A 16753-nucleotide genomic window follows, 5' to 3' on the forward strand; every position below is an offset into this window, starting at 1 on the left:
AGACAGAGTATGAAATTAAACCACCTGACTATCGGGCAACGGCTCGGTCTGCTGGCGGCGTTACTGCTTGTCGCGGTGCTGTTTATCGGCATTCGCGGCCTGACTATCAACGCCGACGGGCTTGAGCAAAATAACCAGATTATGGCCACGGAAAAGGTGATAGCGGAGAGCATCGACACCGCGCGTAATGCGCAGGTGCAGTTCAAAATTCAGGTTCAGGAGTGGAAAAACACCCTGCTGCGCGGCTCTCATGGGCAGGCGGACTTTGATAAATACAAAGCCGCGTTTATTGCTCAGAGCGATAAAACCCAGGCGCTGTTAAACCGCCTGACGACGCTGCTGCCGCAACTGGGGCTGAACGCCGATGAAGTACGCCAGACCATCACGCTGCACGACGAGCTGGAAAAAAGCTATCTGGCGGCGATTGCGCAGTATGACATCGCCGATGTGACGAGCGCCCAGCGCGTCGATAAGCAGGTCAGCGGCATTGACCGCGAGCCGACCCGGATGATTGACGAGGTGGTCGCCAAAACGCTGAAACAGGCGGAGTTGCTGACCCGGCAGACCGAAGCGCGCAATCTTGAGCAGTATCAGCAGACCCGCACCATGCTGCTTATCACGATGGCGCTGACGCTTATCGCCAGCATCATCATCACGTTCTGGCTGGTGCGCAGCATTACGCGCCCGCTCGCGCAGGCGGTCACTATCGCGCGCAACGTCGCCGCAGGCGATCTGCAAACGCCGATCACCGTCAGCGGGCGTGATGAAACCGCCGAACTGATGGGCGCGCTCCAGGAGATGAATGCGAACCTGACCCGCATCGTTTCCGGCGTGCGCAGCGGTACGGAGACCATCGCTACCGCGTCGGCGCAAATCGCCACCGGCAGCCGCGAGCTTTCGGCACGTAATGAGGCGCAGGCGAGCGCGCTGGAAGAGACCGCGGCGTCGATGGAAGAGCTGACGTCGGTTGTGAAAAACAACGCCGAAAACTCGCGTTTTGCGAGCAACATCGCGCGCGACGCGTGTCAGGTGGCCGGGCAGGGCGGCGAAGTGGTTGAGCGCGTGGTGCAAACCATGAGCGAAATCCACCAGTTCTCCACTGAAATCAGCAACATTATCAGCGTCATTGACGGTATCGCCTTCCAGACCAACATTCTGGCGCTCAACGCGGCGGTAGAAGCGGCGCGCGCAGGCGCGGAAGGGCGCGGCTTTGCGGTCGTGGCGGCGGAAGTGCGCGCGCTGGCGCAGCGTTCCGGCTCGGCGGCGCAGGATATCCGTAACCTCATTGACCGTTCGGTCAGCCGTATTGATGAAGGCAACAGTCTGGTGAAAGGCGCGGGCAGCGCGATGGAAGAGATCCTGAAAAGCGTGCAGCGCGTGAGCGAGCTGGTCGAAACCATTTCGATGGCGAACCGCGAGCAGAGCACCGGCATCGATCAGGTGAATATCGCGGTCACCCAGATGGACGCTGCGACGCAGCAGAACGCCGCGCTGTCGCAGGAATCCGCCGCGGCGGCGCAGTCGATGCAGTATCAGGCCGAGAAGCTGCTCGACTCCGTCAGCGTTTTCCGTCTGGCCGCGCGTCAGGATGAAGCGCTGGCGTAACGCCCATAAAAAAACACCGCCCGGAGGCGGTGTTTTCTTCGCGGCGAATTACTTCTTCGCGCGTTCGAAAGAGGCGCGGATCTCTTCTTTAGCGGCTTCGGCGTTATCCCAGCCTTCCACTTTAACCCACTTGCCTTTTTCCAGATCTTTATAGTGCTCGAAGAAGTGAGCGATCTGCGCTTTCAGCAGTTCCGGCAGGTCATTCACGTCTTTGATGTGATCGTACTCTTTAGAGAGTTTGGTGTGCGGTACCGCAACCAGCTTGGCATCTTCGCCTGCTTCGTCAGTCATTTTCAGCACGCCGACCGGACGGCAGCGGATCACAGAGCCCGGCTGCAGCGGGTACGGCGTCGGGACCAGTACGTCAACCGGGTCGCCATCCAGAGACAGGGTGTGGTTGATGTAGCCGTAGTTGCACGGATAGAACATCGCGGTGGACATGAAACGGTCAACAAACAGCGCGCCGCTCTCTTTATCCACTTCGTATTTGATCGGGTCCGCGTTAGCCGGAATTTCGATAATAACGTAGATGTCTTCCGGCAGATCTTTGCCCGCAGGTACGTTCAGTAAGCTCATGTCTGTTTCCTTAAAAATGTATGGCAAACAAGTGCCCGGTATTATAGCCAACTGCAATGGAAAGTCGTGGACTCTTTTCTTTCGCCCGCGCGCCTGGTGGTGCTTTCAGCGTTTTCCCATAACAAATTAATCCATAAAGCCAGCTGCATCCTCAATAAATTACTGAAACCGTTTACAAAGCGTCGTTAACGGGCATTTTTACGCTAAAAATTTTTGCCCGATGCCGCCCTGCCGCCCGCCGCGCTGTCTCCCGGCTGGCGTGAAATCAAGGTCATCCTGTTTTTTAACCTTTTCGTTACTTTTTTGAATTGTGATGTAACGCATTCAGTTACATCCACGCTTGTCTATAGTTTCGCCACAGGTGGACCTTACCCAACAATAACCCGACGAGGATACCTTTATGTGGAAGCGCTTACTTGTTGTCACAGCAGTTTCGGCAGCCATGTCGTCTATGGCGCTGGCGGCCCCGTTAACCGTGGGATTTTCTCAGGTCGGCTCTGAATCAGGCTGGCGCGCGGCGGAAACCAGCGTTGCGAAAAGCGAGGCGCAGAAGCGCGGTATTACGCTCAAAGTCGCCGATGGCCAGCAAAAGCAGGAGAACCAGATCAAAGCGGTGCGTTCGTTTATCGCCCAGGGCGTGGATGCTATCTTTATCGCGCCGGTAGTCGCGACAGGCTGGGAGCCGGTGCTGAAAGAGGCGAAAGACGCGGAGATCCCGGTTATCCTGCTGGACCGCTCCATTGATGTGAAAGACAAGTCGCTCTACATGACCACCGTCACCGCCGACAACGTGCTGGAAGGCAAGCTTATCGGCGAGTGGCTGGTGAAAACCGTCGCGGGCAAACCGTGTAACGTCGTGGAGTTGCAGGGCACCGTCGGCGCGAGCGTGGCTATCGATCGTAAGAAAGGCTTCGCCGAGGCGATTTCGAAAGCGTCCAACATCAAGATTATCCGTTCGCAATCCGGCGACTTTACCCGCTCCAAAGGGAAAGAAGTCATGGAGAGCTTTATCAAAGCCGAGAACAACGGCAAAAACATCTGCATGGTTTATGCCCATAACGACGACATGGCGATCGGCGCCATTCAGGCCATCAAAGAGGCCGGGCTGAAGCCGGGCAAAGATATCCTCACGGGCTCTATCGACGGCGTGCCGGATATTTTCAAAGCGATGGTAGACGGCGAGGCGAACGCGAGCGTGGAGCTGACCCCGAATATGGCCGGCCCGGCGTTCGACGCGCTGGAGAAATTCAGGAAAGACGGCACGCAGCCGGAGAAGCTGACCATCACCCAGTCGGTGCTCTATCTGCCGGATACCGCCAAAGAGATGTTAGAGAAGAAGAAAACGATGGGGTATTAAGCCGCCGCGCGTGACCGGCTTCTGGCGAGGGGGCCGTGAGGGCACTGCCCCTCACCCCGGCCCTCTCCCTGGAAGGGAAAGTGGGCGATTAAGCGCACCCGCCGCAACGACCAGCGCGCCCGCTATAACGGCCGGCGCACTCACGGCATCGCACGACACCCGGCCCGGGGCCACAGGAGAGTCCGACAATGCATAACGATAATCACCAGGAAATCCTGCGAACGGAAGGCTTAAGCAAAACGTTTCCTGGCGTAAAGGCGCTCGACCATGTCGATTTCAGCCTGCGGCGCGGGGAAATTATGGCGCTGCTGGGGGAAAACGGCGCCGGCAAATCGACGCTGATTAAAGCGCTCACCGGCGTCTATCAGCCTGACGGCGGCACGATTTATCTCGGCGGCGAGGCGGTGCGGCCGCGCAACACCGCGCACGCGCAGCAGCTCGGCATCGGCACCGTTTACCAGGAGGTTAACCTGCTGCCTAATATGTCGGTGGCCGATAACCTCTTTATCGGTCGCGAGCCGCGCCGCTTTGGCCTGCTGCGTCGCAGGGAGATGGAAAAGCGCGCCACGGCGCTGCTCGAATCTTATGGTTTTCATCTCGACGTGCGCGAACCGCTCAACCGCTTTTCGGTCGCGATGCAGCAGATCGTCGCTATCTGTCGCGCGATCGATCTCTCGGCGCGCGTATTGATCCTCGATGAACCCACCGCGAGCCTCGATGCCAAAGAGGTCGAAATGCTCTTTACCCTGATGCGCCAGTTGCGCGCGCAGGGCGTCAGCCTGGTGTTCGTCACCCACTTTCTCGATCAGGTTTATGAAGTCACCGATCGCATCACGGTGCTGCGCAACGGAAAATTTGTCGGCACGCGGGAGACCGCCGAGCTGCCGCAAATCGAGCTGGTGAAAATGATGCTTGGACGTGAGCTGGAAAGTAACGCTCTCCAGCGCGCCGGTCGCACGCTGCTTAGCGAAAAACCGGTCGCCGCGTTCCAGGATTACGGTAAAAAAGGCGTCATCGCGCCGTTTTCGCTGGAGGTTCGTCCCGGTGAGATCGTGGGCCTGGCGGGACTGCTCGGTTCCGGGCGCACCGAAACCGCCGAAGTGATCTTCGGCATTCACCCGGCGGACAGCGGCACCGCTACCATCAAAGGTAAACCGCAGACGCTGCGCTCGCCGCAGCAGGCGTCGCGGCTTGGCATCGGTTTCTGCCCGGAGGATCGTAAAACGGATGGGATCATCGGCGCCGCCTCGGTGCGTGAAAACATCATTCTGGCGCTTCAGGCCCAGCGCGGCTGGCTGCGCCCGATCCCACGGCGCGAACAGGATGAGATCGCCGCGCGGTTTATTCGCCAGCTCGGCATTCGTACTCCAGGGCCGGAACAGCCCATCGAATTGCTCTCCGGCGGCAACCAGCAGAAGGTTCTGCTGTCGCGCTGGCTGCTGACAAAACCGCAATTTCTCATCCTTGATGAGCCGACGCGCGGCATTGACGTTGGCGCGCACGCAGAGATTATCCGGCTTATCGAAACGCTCTGCGCCGACGGGCTGGCGCTGCTGGTTATCTCGTCGGAGCTCGAAGAACTGGTGGGCTACGCCGACCGGGTGATTATTCTGCGCGACCGCCAGCAGGTGGCGGAGATCCCGCTCGGGGAGCTCTCGGTTGGCGCCATTATGAATGCCATTGCGGCATAAGGAGCAACGCGTGATGTCTCGTTCATTACCGGAAACGGGAGCGCCGAAGCGCCGCTGGCGGTGGCCGCCCGGCATGCCGCAACTCGCGGCGCTGCTGCTGGTGCTGCTGGTTGATGGCCTAGTGGCCGATCACTTCTTCCAGATAGTTTTACAGGACGGGCGACTTTTCGGCAGCCCGATAGATATCCTCAACCGCGCCGCCCCCGTGGCGCTGCTCGCTATCGGCATGACGCTGGTGATAGCTACCGGCGGCATCGATCTTTCCGTCGGCGCCGTCATGGCGATAGCGGGCGCGACCGCCGCGACGCTCACGGTGCAAGGGCACAGCCTAGCGGTGGTTATCCTGGCCGCGCTCGGCGTCGGCGTGCTGGCGGGGCTGTGGAACGGCATTCTGGTCGCCGTACTGAAAATCCAGCCGTTTGTGGCGACGCTGATCCTGATGGTCGCGGGGCGCGGCGTGGCGCAGCTCATTACCTCCGGGCAGATCGTCACCTTTGATTCGCCGTCGCTCGCCTGGCTTGGCAGCGGCTCGCTGCTGCTCTTCCCCACGCCGGTCATCATCGCGCTGGTGACGCTGCTGGCGTTCTGGCTCTTCACCCGTAAAACCGCGCTCGGCATGTTTATTGAAGCGGTAGGGATTAACATTCGCGCCGCGAAAAACGCGGGCGTCAGTACCCGGCTTATCGTCATGCTCACCTATATGCTGAGCGGGCTGTGCGCGGCTATCGCCGGGATTATCGTCACGGCGGATATTCGCGGCGCGGACGCCAACAATGCCGGGCTGTGGCTTGAGCTTGACGCCATTCTGGCGGTGGTGATTGGCGGCGCGTCGCTGATGGGCGGGCGCTTTAATCTGGCGCTGTCGGTCGTCGGCGCGCTGATTATTCAGGGGATGAATACAGGGATTCTGTTATCCGGCTTCCCGCCGGAGCTGAACCAGGTGGTGAAAGCCGTCGTGGTGCTCTGCGTGCTGATTGTCCAGTCGCCGTGGTTTATTGGTCTGATTAAAGGAGTGCGCCGCCATGATAAAACGTAACCTGCCGCTCACTATCACGCTGGCGGTGTTTGTGCTCGGCTACTTCTACTGCCTGACGCAGTTTCCGGGGTTCGCCTCGACGCGCGTGATCTGCAATATCCTGACTGATAACGCCTTTCTCGGGATCATCGCGGTCGGCATGACGTTTGTGATCCTCTCCGGCGGTATCGATCTGTCGGTCGGCTCGGTGATCGCGTTTACCGGGGTGTTTCTCGCCAAGGCGATCGGCTTCTGGGGCATGTCGCCACTGGTGGCGTTTCCGCTGATCCTGATGATGGGTTGCGCGTTCGGCGCGCTGATGGGCTGGCTTATCGACGCGCTCAAAATTCCGGCGTTCATCATCACGCTCGCAGGCATGTTCTTTCTGCGCGGCGTCAGTTATCTGGTTTCTGAGGAATCTCTCCCGATTAACCACCCGATCTACGACACGCTCTCAAGTCTCGCCTGGAAAATACCGGGCGGCGGACGGCTCAGCGCGATGGGGCTGTTGATGCTCGGCGTGGTGATTATCGGGATTTTCCTCGCGCACCGCACCCGCTTCGGCAACCAGGTTTATGCCATCGGCGGCAGCGCCACTTCCGCGAATCTGATGGGGATCTCGACCCGCAGCGTCACGGTGCGTATCTATATGCTCTCAACCGGCCTTGCCACGCTCGCGGGCATTGTCTTCTCCGTTTACACCTCGGCGGGTTATGCGCTGGCGGGCGTGGGCGTTGAACTCGACGCCATCGCCTCGGTAGTGATTGGCGGCACGCTGCTCTCAGGCGGCGTCGGCACGGTGCTCGGCACGCTGTTCGGCGTGGCAATCCAGGGGCTTATCCAGACCTATATTAATTTCGACGGTACATTAAGCTCCTGGTGGACCAAAATCGCCATCGGCCTGCTGCTGTTTATTTTTATCGCGTTGCAACGCGGGCTGACGGTACTGTGGGAACGCCGACAGAGCGCTGAAGTGACACGTGTGACGCCGCACTAACTTTTCAGATATAAGATCTTGATCTGACTGAACTGTCTAAACTTCCCCCGGTCATTGCCGATAGTTTTTTATTCAATGGAATAAGCTATCGCGATTACCGGGACCCCACCATGTTGAGAAATCTCTCTATCCGTACTGGGCTGCTGACGCTGTTGGCGGTCATGGCTTTTCTGCTTCTGCTCGTGAGCGCCATGGGCATTTATTCACTCACACAAAGTTCTGCGTCCTTACAGCGCATTAACGCGTTGCAGGGCGAAAAAATGATGCGTCTGAACGAAGGCTATACGCTGCTGTTGCGCGCGCGTAACGAGGCGGGGCAGGCGGTGCGCCTGATGGAAATCGGCATGGTGGATGACGCGGCGACGTCGATTAAAACGATCGCGGGCGAGCTGGTCAGCGGCCAGCAACTGCTGAAAACGGTACTCACCAGCGATGTGGACGACGAACAGGGTGCGCTGTTGCTGAGCAAACTCAACCAGAGCTTCAACGCGCTGAACAGCCAGGGGCTCGCGCCGATGATGGCCGCGCTCAACAAGCAAAGCCCGGACGATTATTACGATCTGCTCGGCAATGGGCTTATCCCGCTCACCCGCGCGTTTGATAACGATGTACACGCGTTCCAGCGCTGGGGCGAGGCGCGCGGCAGCCGGGAAGTGGAGCGCGTACTGGCGCAAAAACAGGTGATGCTGGCGCTGATAGGGCTGGTGGCGCTGCTTACCGCCGCGATGATGACGCTGGTCTGGCTGGCGCTGCGCCATCTGCTGTTAAAGCCGCTGGCGCAGTCTGTAGAACAGCTGGAACACGTGGCGGCGGGCGATTTAACCCGCGCCCTGACCGCCAGCAGTAATAACGAGCTGGGGCGTCTGGTCAGCGCTATCGAAACCATGCGTTTGTCACTCGCCGGGTCGGTAATGCGCGTGCGCGACGCCAGCGCGCAGATAGACACCGGCAGCCGCGAGCTGGCGGCGGGCAACGTCGATCTGGCCCAGCGCACCGAATCCACCGCCACGTCGCTTGAGCAGACGGCGGCGAGTATGGAGCAGATCACCGCGACGGTGAAACAGAACGCCGATAACGCCGGGATGGCGCACCAGCTGGCGAAAGCGGTCTCCGAGACTGCCGATCGCGGCAGCGAGATGGTGTGTTATGTCATTGAGAAAATGCGTGATATTTCCGGCAGTTCAAACCGTATCGGCGACATTCTGAGCGTGATTGACGCCATCGCCTTCCAGACCAATATCCTGGCGCTGAACGCGGCGGTGGAAGCCGCGCGCGCGGGCGAGCAGGGGCGCGGCTTTGCGGTGGTGGCCGGCGAAGTGCGCACGCTCGCCAGCCGCAGCGCCGAGGCGGCTAAAGAAATTCGCACGCTGATCAGTAATTCGCAAAGCCAGGTAGGCGAGGGCAGCGAGCTGGCCCAGCAGGCCGGGGAGACAATGGATGAGATAGCCGAAGAAGTGTTGCGAATGACGAAGCTGGTGCGCGAGATAGCCGATGCGTCGCTGGAGCAGAGTCGCGGCATTGAGCAAGTGAATATCGCGGTGAGCCAGATGGACGAAACCGCCCAGCAGAACGCGGCGCTGGTGCAGCAATCTTCCGCTGCGACCCGCTCGCTGGAAGAGCAGGCGCAGCAACTGGTGGAAGCGATGGCCTCTTTCCGGTTGCAGACGGTACAGTAATATTGCGGCGTTTGCGGCGAAGCAGGCGGCAGGGCGGGGCGGTCAATAATGTGGTCGGTGCGCTGCGCTGACCCGCCTTACGAAAAAGGGCAGATAAAGGGGTTGTGGAGCACGTACGCAAAGCGCACCCGCCGTTTATGCCGTTTCCCACGGTTCTCCATCAACAACAAAGGCAGCCGTGGCTGCCTTTGTTGTTACCGCTCAACGCGCGCTTACGCGTCCGGGAATTCGCGGATAAACCGCTCGACGTCATTTACCATCTGTTCGGTGCCGACGAAGAACGGACGGCGCTGGTGCAGGCTGTCCGGCTTGATGTCCAGAATACGCTGTTTGCCGTCGCTCGCTTTACCGCCCGCCTGTTCGGCCAGGAACGCCATCGGGTTGCATTCATACAGCAGGCGCAGCTTGCCTTCCGGGTGGCTCGCGGTGCTCGGGTAGAGGTAAATACCCCCTTTCAGCAGGTTACGGTGAAAATCCGCCACCAGCGAACCGATATAGCGCGAGGTATACGGGCGCTGAGTCGCTTTGTCCTCTTCCTGGCAATATTTAATGTACTTCTTCACGCCCATCGGGAATTTAATGTAGTTCCCTTCGTTAATGGAGTACGTATTGCCGCTGGCCGGGAAGCGCATACGTTCCTGACACAGGCAGAACACGCCGAGCGACGGATCGTAGGTAAACGCGTGCACGCCGCATCCGGTGGTATAGACCAGCATTGTGGAGGAGCCGTAGACCACGTAGCCTGCGGCGACCTGCTGGCTGCCAGGCTGCAGGAAATCTTCCATCGTTACCGGCGTGCCGACCGGCGTCACGCGACGGTAAATAGAGAAAATGGTGCCGACAGAAACGTTAACGTCAATGTTGGAAGAGCCGTCCAGCGGGTCCATCAGTACGACGTACTTCGCATGTTCGCAGCCTTCGAAAACCACGATTTCGTCCTCTTCTTCGGAGGCGATGCCCGCCACGATATCGCGTGCCTTAAGCGCGGCTTTCAGCTTTTCATTGGCGAACAGATCGAGTTTTTGCTGCGTCTCGCCCTGCACGTTTTCGACGCCGCTGGCACCCAGGATATCGACCAGACCGGCCTTATTGATATCGCGGTGGATGATCTTCGCGCCAAGCTTTATTGCCGACAGCAGCGCCGTCAGTTCCCCGGTGGCGTGAGAAAATTCGTGCTGCTTTTCAACAATAAATTCACCTAACGTTTTCATAACACTTTCCCTGCATCCTGAAGTTGAGTAAAGCGATCGCAACAATCTTAACAAAGATTCAAATTGTAGCGCACAGGTGAATCGCGCCAGCAAAATGCGGATTATCCTGAAATGCATTTATTCGCCCCGCTGCATACAGGTAGAATGTCCCCCAGTTTTAATAAGGACTGTACCTATGCGTATTCATATACTGGGAATTTGCGGCACATTTATGGGCGGCGTGGCGATGCTGGCGCGCTCGCTGGGTCATGAAGTGACGGGCTCGGACGCCAACGTCTATCCGCCGATGAGCACCCTGCTGGAAAAGCAAGGGATCGACCTGATTCAGGGCTATGACGCCTCGCAACTGGAGCCGCGCCCGGATCTGGTCGTGATTGGCAACGCCATGACCCGCGGCAACCCGTGCGTCGAGGCGGTGCTGGAGCAGGGCATTCCTTATATGTCCGGCCCGCAATGGCTGCACGATTTCGTCCTGCGCGACCGCTGGGTTGTGGCGGTGGCGGGCACCCACGGGAAAACCACGACGGCAGGCATGGCGACCTGGATTCTGGAAGCCTGCGGCTACAAGCCTGGCTTCGTTATCGGCGGCGTGCCGGGCAATTTCGATGTCTCCGCGCGCCTCGGCGACAGTTCGTTTTTTGTTATCGAAGCGGATGAATATGACTGCGCGTTCTTTGATAAACGCTCCAAGTTTGTTCACTACGCGCCGCGCACGCTGGTGCTGAACAACCTTGAATTCGACCATGCTGATATCTTTGACGATCTCAAAGCTATCCAGAAGCAGTTCCACCATCTGGTGCGCATCGTGCCGGGGCAGGGAAAAATCATCTGGCCGGAAAACGACGTCAACCTTAAACAGGTGATGGCGATGGGCTGCTGGAGCGAGCAGGAGCAGCTCGGCGAGCAGGGCCGCTGGCAGGCGAAAAAACTCACCAACGATGCCTCGAAATGGGAAGTGTGGCTGGACGGCGAATGCGTGGGCCAGGTGGAATGGCAACTGGTGGGCGAGCACAACATGCAAAACGGCCTGGCCGCCATCGCCGCGGCGCGCCATGTGGGCGTGACGCCGGCTGACGCCGCCCAGGCGCTCGGCGCGTTTGTCAACGCGCGTCGTCGCCTTGAGCTGCGCGGCGAGGCCAACGGCGTCACCGTGTATGACGATTTTGCGCACCACCCGACGGCGATTCTCGCGACGCTTGCTGCGCTCCGCGGCAAAGTGGGCGGCACCGCGCGCATCATCGCTGTGCTGGAGCCGCGCTCCAACACCATGAAAATGGGCGTCTGCAAAGACGATCTCGCGCCGTCGCTCGGTCGCGCTGATGAAGTGTTCCTGTTCCAGCCGCACCATATTCCGTGGCAGGTGGCGGAGGTGGCGGACGCCTGCATTCAGCCCGCCCACTGGAGCGCTGACATCGACACGCTGGTAGAGATGATTGTTAAAACCGCGCAGCCGGGCGATCACATTCTGGTGATGAGCAATGGCGGGTTCGGCGGCATTCATCAGAAACTGCTGGACGCGCTGTCGAAAAAAGCTGAACAGGCGCAGACGCATTGAGCCGTTTTCGCTGATAAAAAAAGCCTCCGCATGCGGAGGCTTTTTTACAGGCAACGATCACTCTTTGGCGATCGGCGTCTCTTCCTGGAGGGGCTTTTTATCCCCCTGAATCTCGGCCACGCGTTTTTCCACTTCCGACACCTGCTGCGCGTTATGCAGCAGCGTATAGGTCAGCTCAAAGCGCGTGCTCTCGCCAGGGGCAAGCTGTTTCACGCGTTTCTGCTCGCGCTCAATCGTCACCGGGTAGGCGTAGCTGGTGCCGGGCTCAATGCCTGTGACATAGCCCTGTTTCAGCGTGTCGGTGTTTTTCCACAGCGTCAGCACCGGCAGCTGTTTCAGGTTAAAGCTCATCGCCGCCCCTTTATCGCCCGCTTTGTTCACCACGGCGGCGACGGTCTGCTGGCTGGCGTCGCCGAGCGGCGTCAGGTTAAACACCATTTCGTCAAAGCCTTTGGTCGGCCCGCTATAGGTGTTCCAGCCGTTCAGGCCGCCTTTGGCGTAGTCATTAAACGGGCTGACTTTTTCCACCGGGGCGATAAAGCGCGAGCCCTCTTCCAGAATCGGCTGGCCGAAGTTGCTGTGATAGATTATCTGGTAGTCGTGCGGGTAATCCGCGTGGTTAGTCAGCACATCGTTCAGGCTGAAGCTGTTGCTGCCCGGCACGTAGCGCAGTTCGGTCAGCGTCTGCAAATCGGCTTTCTTGAACGTGCTCTCTTTGAGCAGCCCGCGCACTTTGATTTCATACGGCGCTTTCTCGCTCACTTCCACTTCCACACGCGAGGCGGGCGTGTTGCCCGCTTTGCCGTGCAGCGTGTACAGCTGACCGTCAGCAGTGGTCGGATGGCCGGTCCATTCATAGCCGCAGCGCACCATCATCTCGTTGAAGCCTTCCAGCCAGCCGAGCCCGTTGCGGCTTTCCAGATTAATAAACGCCGGGTTCACCACCTCTTTTACCGGCGAATCCCAGCCCATGCGCACGCCAAACCCGTCGGCGCGCAGCAGGTTCATGCCGCGCGTCGGGCTTAAGACAATAGTCAGACCGTCTTTGCTGGTAATAGTGATGATTTTGCTGCCTTCCTGTTTGCCGCCGTGCAGCACTTTCTGCTCAATGCTGAACGGCGCGCCCTGTAACTTCAGCTTTTGACTGCTGATTTGCCAGTTTCCTTTCTCGACGCCCTGTTCAGCATCGGTCAGCACCCAGGTTTGCGCGCTCGCCTGGGCGCAAATCAGCAGGGCAAGCGGGGTAAGCCATACGATTTTGTTCATCTTTTCGTCCTTTTAGCTGAATCGATTTTTGTTTTGCTCATGCAGCCTGGCGTATCGGTTGAAAAGAAAACGTGATCGTTTTCAGCTGTCCAAAAAAAGCTGTTTTTTACACGGTTAACTGTGATTGGTGTGGCGTTTACTGCGAAAATGTATTGAATTTCGTGTTTGAAAATGTGAAGGGATGCAATTTTAGCTTTAACGATTCAGCTAATGCGTGTCGATAAAATGACGGTGTGTAAAATCGCCGCTGACGCTGCGGTAAAGCATCAATAAAAGAAATGGAAAACAGAAAAACAGCTCAGGCAGCGCCTGAGCCGCGGGGAATTACTGCTCGCCTTCCGCCAGTTCGCGCAGATACTGGAAGATCAGACGTGAGGATTTCGGCGGTTTATTGCCTTCTTTCTCTTTTTTGGCGTTGCGGATGAGCGAACGCAGCTGCTGGCGATCCGCCCGCGGCCACAGGTTCAGCACATCCGGCACCGCGTCGTCGCCTTCTTCAATCAGACGATCGCGCAATTGCTCCAGCTTATGAAACAGCGCCACCTGCTGATTGTGACGGTTTTTCAGCTTATCCAGCGCCTGACGGATCGGCTCGTCGTCACGCTGACGCAACATTTTGCCGATAAGCTGCATCTGGCGGCGGCGGCCTTCTTTCTTAATACGCTGCGCCAGTTCAATGGCCGCGCGCAGATCGTCATCCAGCGGAATTTTATCCAGCGCGTTTTTACCGAGATCGACCAGTTCAGCGCCAAGGCGCTTCAGCTCTTCGGCGTCGCGTTTAATTTCACTTTTGCTGACCCAGATAATCTCATCATCATCGTCGTCGTTTTCGTTATCGGGCACTTCATCGAGCCAGTCATCGGGCTGCTTTGTCATCTCAGGCTCCTCAAAAAAAGAGGCTAATACTACCAGTTAAGGCGCGCACTGCGAAATGGTTCTCTGTTAGACTCACAAAATGTGGCTTTGAAGTTTCACCTTACATTATGGCACTCGCGATGAAAGTAATCACACAAGTTGAAGCGCAGCGCAAAGCGCTGGAACAGGCGGTTTCTCAGGCGCTGGAGCTGGCGTCCGGCAAGTCGGACGGCGCGGAAGTGGCGGTCAGCAAAACGACCGGCATCAGCGTCAGCACCCGCTACGGTGAGGTGGAGAATGTGGAGTTCAACAGCGACGGCGCGCTTGGCATCACGGTTTATCATCAGAACCGTAAAGGCAGCGCCTCGTCGACCGATTTAAGCCCGGACGCTATCGCCCGCACCGTACAGGCGGCGCTGGATATCGCCCGTTATACCTCGCCGGACCCGTGCGCGGGCGTGGCGGAAAAAGATCTGCTGGCCTTTGACGCGCCGGATCTCGACCTCTTCCACCCGGCCGAAATCGAGCCGGAACAGGCTATCGAATACGCCGCGCGCGCCGAACAGGCGTCCTTAAAGGCGGATAAACGCATCGCCAACACCGAAGGCGGCAGCTTTAACAGCCATTACGGCATCAAAGTCTTTGGCAACAGTCATGGCATGCTGCAAAGCTACAGCTCGACGCGCCATTCGCTTTCAAGCTGTGTTATCGCCGAAGAGAACGGCGATATGGAACGCGACTACGCCTACACCATTGGCCGCGCGCTGAAAGACCTGGAATCGCCGGAGTGGGTCGGTGAAGAGTGCGCCCGCCGCACCCTGTCGCGCCTTTCGCCGCGCAAACTGCCAACCATGAAAGCGCCCGTGATTTTTGGCCGCGAAGTGGCGACCGGGCTGTTTGGCCATCTGGTCGGGGCTATCAGCGGCGGCGCGGTCTATCGCAAATCCACGTTCCTGCTCGACGCGCTCGGCAAGCAGATCCTGCCGGACTGGCTCACTATTGAAGAGCATCCGCACCTGCGTAAAGGGCTCGCCTCTACGCCGTTTGACAGCGAAGGCGTGGCGACGTCGCGTCGCGACATCATTAAAGACGGCGTGCTGCAGCAGTGGCTGCTCACTAACTACTCCGCGCGCAAGCTGGGCCTGAAAAGCACCGGGCATGCGGGCGGCATCCATAACTGGCGCATCAAAGGGCGCGGCCTGAGCTTTGAGCAACTGCTGAAAGAGATGGGCACCGGTCTTGTCGTGACCGAACTGATGGGCCAGGGCGTCAGCGGCATCACCGGCGATTATTCGCGCGGCGCGGCGGGCTTCTGGGTGGAGAACGGCGAAATCCAGTATCCGGTGAGCGAAATCACTATCGCCGGCAATCTTAAAGAGATGTGGCGCAATATGGTTACCATTGGTGACGATATTGAAACACGCAGCAATATTCAGTGTGGTTCAGTATTACTGCCGGAGATGAAAATCGCCGGTGAGTAAGGCAAGGGCGCCCGGCGAGGCGCCTTTTTTTCGTCATAACAATAAAAAGGTGAGTCAATGCGTAAGCAAGCGTTAGCGATGTTAGCGGTCTCCTCTCTGTTGTTCACCAGCGCCGTGGCGTGGGCGGATCTGGAAGACAACATGGACACCCTGAATGAAAACCTGAAAGTCGTACAGAAAACCAGCGACGCGGCGGAGATGAAAACCGCGCTGACGAAAATGCGCGAGGCGGCGCTGGATGCCAAAAAAGAAACCCCGCCGAAGCTCGAAGATAAACCGGCGGACAGCCCGGAAATGAAAGATTTCCGTCACGGTCTCGACACGCTGGTGGGCCAGATTGACGGCGCGCTGAAGCTTGTCGATGAAGGCAAAATCAAAGAGGCGCAGGCCAGCGCCGAAGCATTCAAAACCACCCGCAACACCTACCACAAAAAGTTCCGCTAAGCCCTTTCTGCGCGGCGGTGTTCCGCCGCGCTCCCGACGTCTCAACGGCCATAAGCAACGCTTATTCACTGCTGTTTTTCGCGCGCGACGTCGCAAGCCCGATATTTTCTTTTCCTTTCTCCCGGCGTGACCGCCAGTGATATTCATCACATTTATTTAGTGGTTTATATCTATTCACAGCTTTTATGTGGAACAGATCACTGCCGCCGTTCTCCTTTCCACTTCGAAGTGGAAAACAACTCGCTACAAACCTTTAACACCCGCCGTTACTGTGACTTCAGCGCAATCAACCAGGTATGCAGAGTGAATAACGGAGCGGTAATGAACAACGCCGGATGTCAACACGCGGAAGAGACCGCGACGCTTGCCGGGCGGATGCTGGATGAAGTTTACGCGCTCCTTGAGCGCCACCAGATAATGCCCAACGCCGTGCAGCGGCAGATGCTCAACTCGCACGTGCGGGCCATGGCGCACCGCTCGGTAACGGGCGAACCGCTGCCGGAGGTCGAGGAGAGTCTTTTTGAGGAGATCTCGCCCGACGCGATGGCGCTGGCGCGGGAAGTCGTGGCGCAGTTCGGCAATTTGCCTGACGAAGAGGCCTGGCTTTTGTCGGTGCACTTCGAGGTAGCGAAAGAAAATCTTTAACCTTCAGGAGCGAACCATGGAACAGATTACGGTAGTGATTGGCGATCGTCTGGGCAAAGGCCAGAAGGTGGCGGCGGGTGTGGAAAAAGCGGGCGGGCGCGCCGTTGTGGTGCCTGGCGTGGCGGCAGACATGAAGCTTGGCGACGTGATGAAAACCGAAGGCGCGACGTTCGGCATTTCGTTTTGCGGCAGCGGCGGCGCAGGTGCCATCACCGCCCAGACCAAACATGGCTACAAAGCGAAATATGGCATGCGTTCCGTGGAAGAGGGCGTCACTGCGATTAATGAAGGCTGCAACGTGCTGGGCTTTGGCTTTATGGACAAAGAAGAGCTGGGCGAGCGGCTGGTGGACGCCTGGAAAAAGAAATATGGCGCATAA

At 58.3% G+C, this 16753-nt stretch carries 15 protein-coding genes; 11 read left to right on the forward strand and 4 right to left on the reverse strand.

What is annotated here, in order from left to right; genetic code table 11:
• The first annotated feature begins 9 nt into the window (after window positions 1-9).
• On the forward strand, window positions 10-1605 hold the full coding sequence (locus tag AFK63_RS01440) for a methyl-accepting chemotaxis protein (RefSeq protein WP_038867617.1): 1596 nt from the start codon (window positions 10-12) through the stop codon (window positions 1603-1605).
• A gap of 48 nt (window positions 1606-1653) precedes the next feature.
• On the opposite strand, the gene ppa is transcribed toward AFK63_RS01440, so the two are convergent.
• The gene (gene ppa / locus AFK63_RS01445; RefSeq protein ID WP_038867619.1) at window positions 1654-2181 is read right to left on the reverse strand and encodes an inorganic diphosphatase; all 528 of its coding nucleotides are present in this window, start codon (window positions 2179-2181) and stop codon (window positions 1654-1656) included.
• A 400-nt stretch (window positions 2182-2581) separates the two neighbouring features.
• On the opposite strand from ppa, the gene ytfQ reads away from it, so the two are divergent.
• The 5 genes from ytfQ to AFK63_RS01470 all read left to right on the forward strand — a co-directional run bounded on the left by ytfQ (window position 2582) and on the right by AFK63_RS01470 (window position 8917).
• Window positions 2582-3538 (forward strand): galactofuranose ABC transporter, galactofuranose-binding protein YtfQ, encoded by a 957-nt coding sequence (gene ytfQ, locus AFK63_RS01450; RefSeq protein WP_038867620.1) that lies wholly within the window; start codon window positions 2582-2584, stop codon window positions 3536-3538.
• A gap of 188 nt (window positions 3539-3726) precedes the next feature.
• On the forward strand, window positions 3727-5229 hold the full coding sequence (gene ytfR / locus AFK63_RS01455; protein WP_038867621.1) for a galactofuranose ABC transporter, ATP-binding protein YtfR: 1503 nt from the start codon (window positions 3727-3729) through the stop codon (window positions 5227-5229).
• A gap of 10 nt (window positions 5230-5239) precedes the next feature.
• Window positions 5240-6265: a galactofuranose ABC transporter, ATP-binding protein YtfT gene (gene ytfT / locus AFK63_RS01460; protein WP_144420881.1), complete on the forward strand. Its 1026-nt coding sequence runs from the start codon at window positions 5240-5242 to the stop codon at window positions 6263-6265.
• Window positions 6252-7241, forward strand: a complete 990-nt coding sequence (gene yjfF, locus AFK63_RS01465) for a galactofuranose ABC transporter, permease protein YjfF (protein ID WP_038867623.1) — start codon at window positions 6252-6254, stop codon at window positions 7239-7241. The genes ytfT and yjfF overlap by 14 nt, the downstream gene beginning before the upstream one ends.
• Before the next feature lie 110 nt (window positions 7242-7351).
• Window positions 7352-8917, forward strand: a complete 1566-nt coding sequence (locus AFK63_RS01470) for a methyl-accepting chemotaxis protein (RefSeq protein WP_038867624.1) — start codon at window positions 7352-7354, stop codon at window positions 8915-8917.
• A gap of 212 nt (window positions 8918-9129) precedes the next feature.
• Here the strand turns inward: AFK63_RS01470 and fbp are convergent, their stop codons facing one another.
• Window positions 9130-10128 carry a class 1 fructose-bisphosphatase gene (gene fbp / locus AFK63_RS01475; protein WP_038856242.1) on the reverse strand — a complete coding sequence of 333 codons (999 nt, stop codon included), beginning with the start codon at window positions 10126-10128 and terminating at the stop codon, window positions 9130-9132.
• Between the two features lie 175 nt (window positions 10129-10303).
• Between fbp and mpl the strand changes: the two genes are divergently transcribed.
• Window positions 10304-11683: a UDP-N-acetylmuramate:L-alanyl-gamma-D-glutamyl-meso-diaminopimelate ligase gene (gene mpl / locus AFK63_RS01480; protein WP_038867626.1), complete on the forward strand. Its 1380-nt coding sequence runs from the start codon at window positions 10304-10306 to the stop codon at window positions 11681-11683.
• A gap of 57 nt (window positions 11684-11740) precedes the next feature.
• Here the strand turns inward: mpl and AFK63_RS01485 are convergent, their stop codons facing one another.
• Both AFK63_RS01485 and yjgA read right to left on the reverse strand, forming a co-directional pair.
• Window positions 11741-12949: an aldose 1-epimerase family protein gene (locus tag AFK63_RS01485; protein WP_038867628.1), complete on the reverse strand. Its 1209-nt coding sequence runs from the start codon at window positions 12947-12949 to the stop codon at window positions 11741-11743.
• A gap of 324 nt (window positions 12950-13273) precedes the next feature.
• Entirely contained in the window at window positions 13274-13825 is a 552-nt protein-coding gene (gene yjgA / locus AFK63_RS01490; RefSeq protein WP_038867629.1) for a ribosome biogenesis factor YjgA, read from the reverse strand.
• A gap of 107 nt (window positions 13826-13932) precedes the next feature.
• Between yjgA and pmbA the strand changes: the two genes are divergently transcribed.
• The 4 genes from pmbA (at window position 13933) to AFK63_RS01510 (ending at window position 16753) form a co-directional block, all read left to right on the forward strand.
• Window positions 13933-15285, forward strand: coding sequence for a metalloprotease PmbA (gene pmbA, locus AFK63_RS01495; protein ID WP_038867631.1), 1353 nt, complete (start codon window positions 13933-13935; stop codon window positions 15283-15285).
• A 57-nt stretch (window positions 15286-15342) separates the two neighbouring features.
• Window positions 15343-15729: a cytochrome b562 gene (cybC, locus tag AFK63_RS01500; RefSeq protein WP_038867632.1), complete on the forward strand. Its 387-nt coding sequence runs from the start codon at window positions 15343-15345 to the stop codon at window positions 15727-15729.
• Window positions 15730-16032: 303 nt separating this feature from the next.
• A complete protein-coding gene (locus tag AFK63_RS01505; protein ID WP_071603785.1) occupies window positions 16033-16374 on the forward strand; it encodes a glycine dehydrogenase in 342 nt (113 codons plus the stop codon).
• A 16-nt stretch (window positions 16375-16390) separates the two neighbouring features.
• Window positions 16391-16753 carry an SFCGS family glycine-rich protein gene (locus AFK63_RS01510; RefSeq protein ID WP_038867636.1) on the forward strand — a complete coding sequence of 121 codons (363 nt, stop codon included), beginning with the start codon at window positions 16391-16393 and terminating at the stop codon, window positions 16751-16753.

Origin of the sequence: Cronobacter muytjensii ATCC 51329 (assembly GCF_001277195.1) — a bacterium.
In the GTDB taxonomy this organism is placed as follows: domain Bacteria; phylum Pseudomonadota; class Gammaproteobacteria; order Enterobacterales; family Enterobacteriaceae; genus Cronobacter; species Cronobacter muytjensii.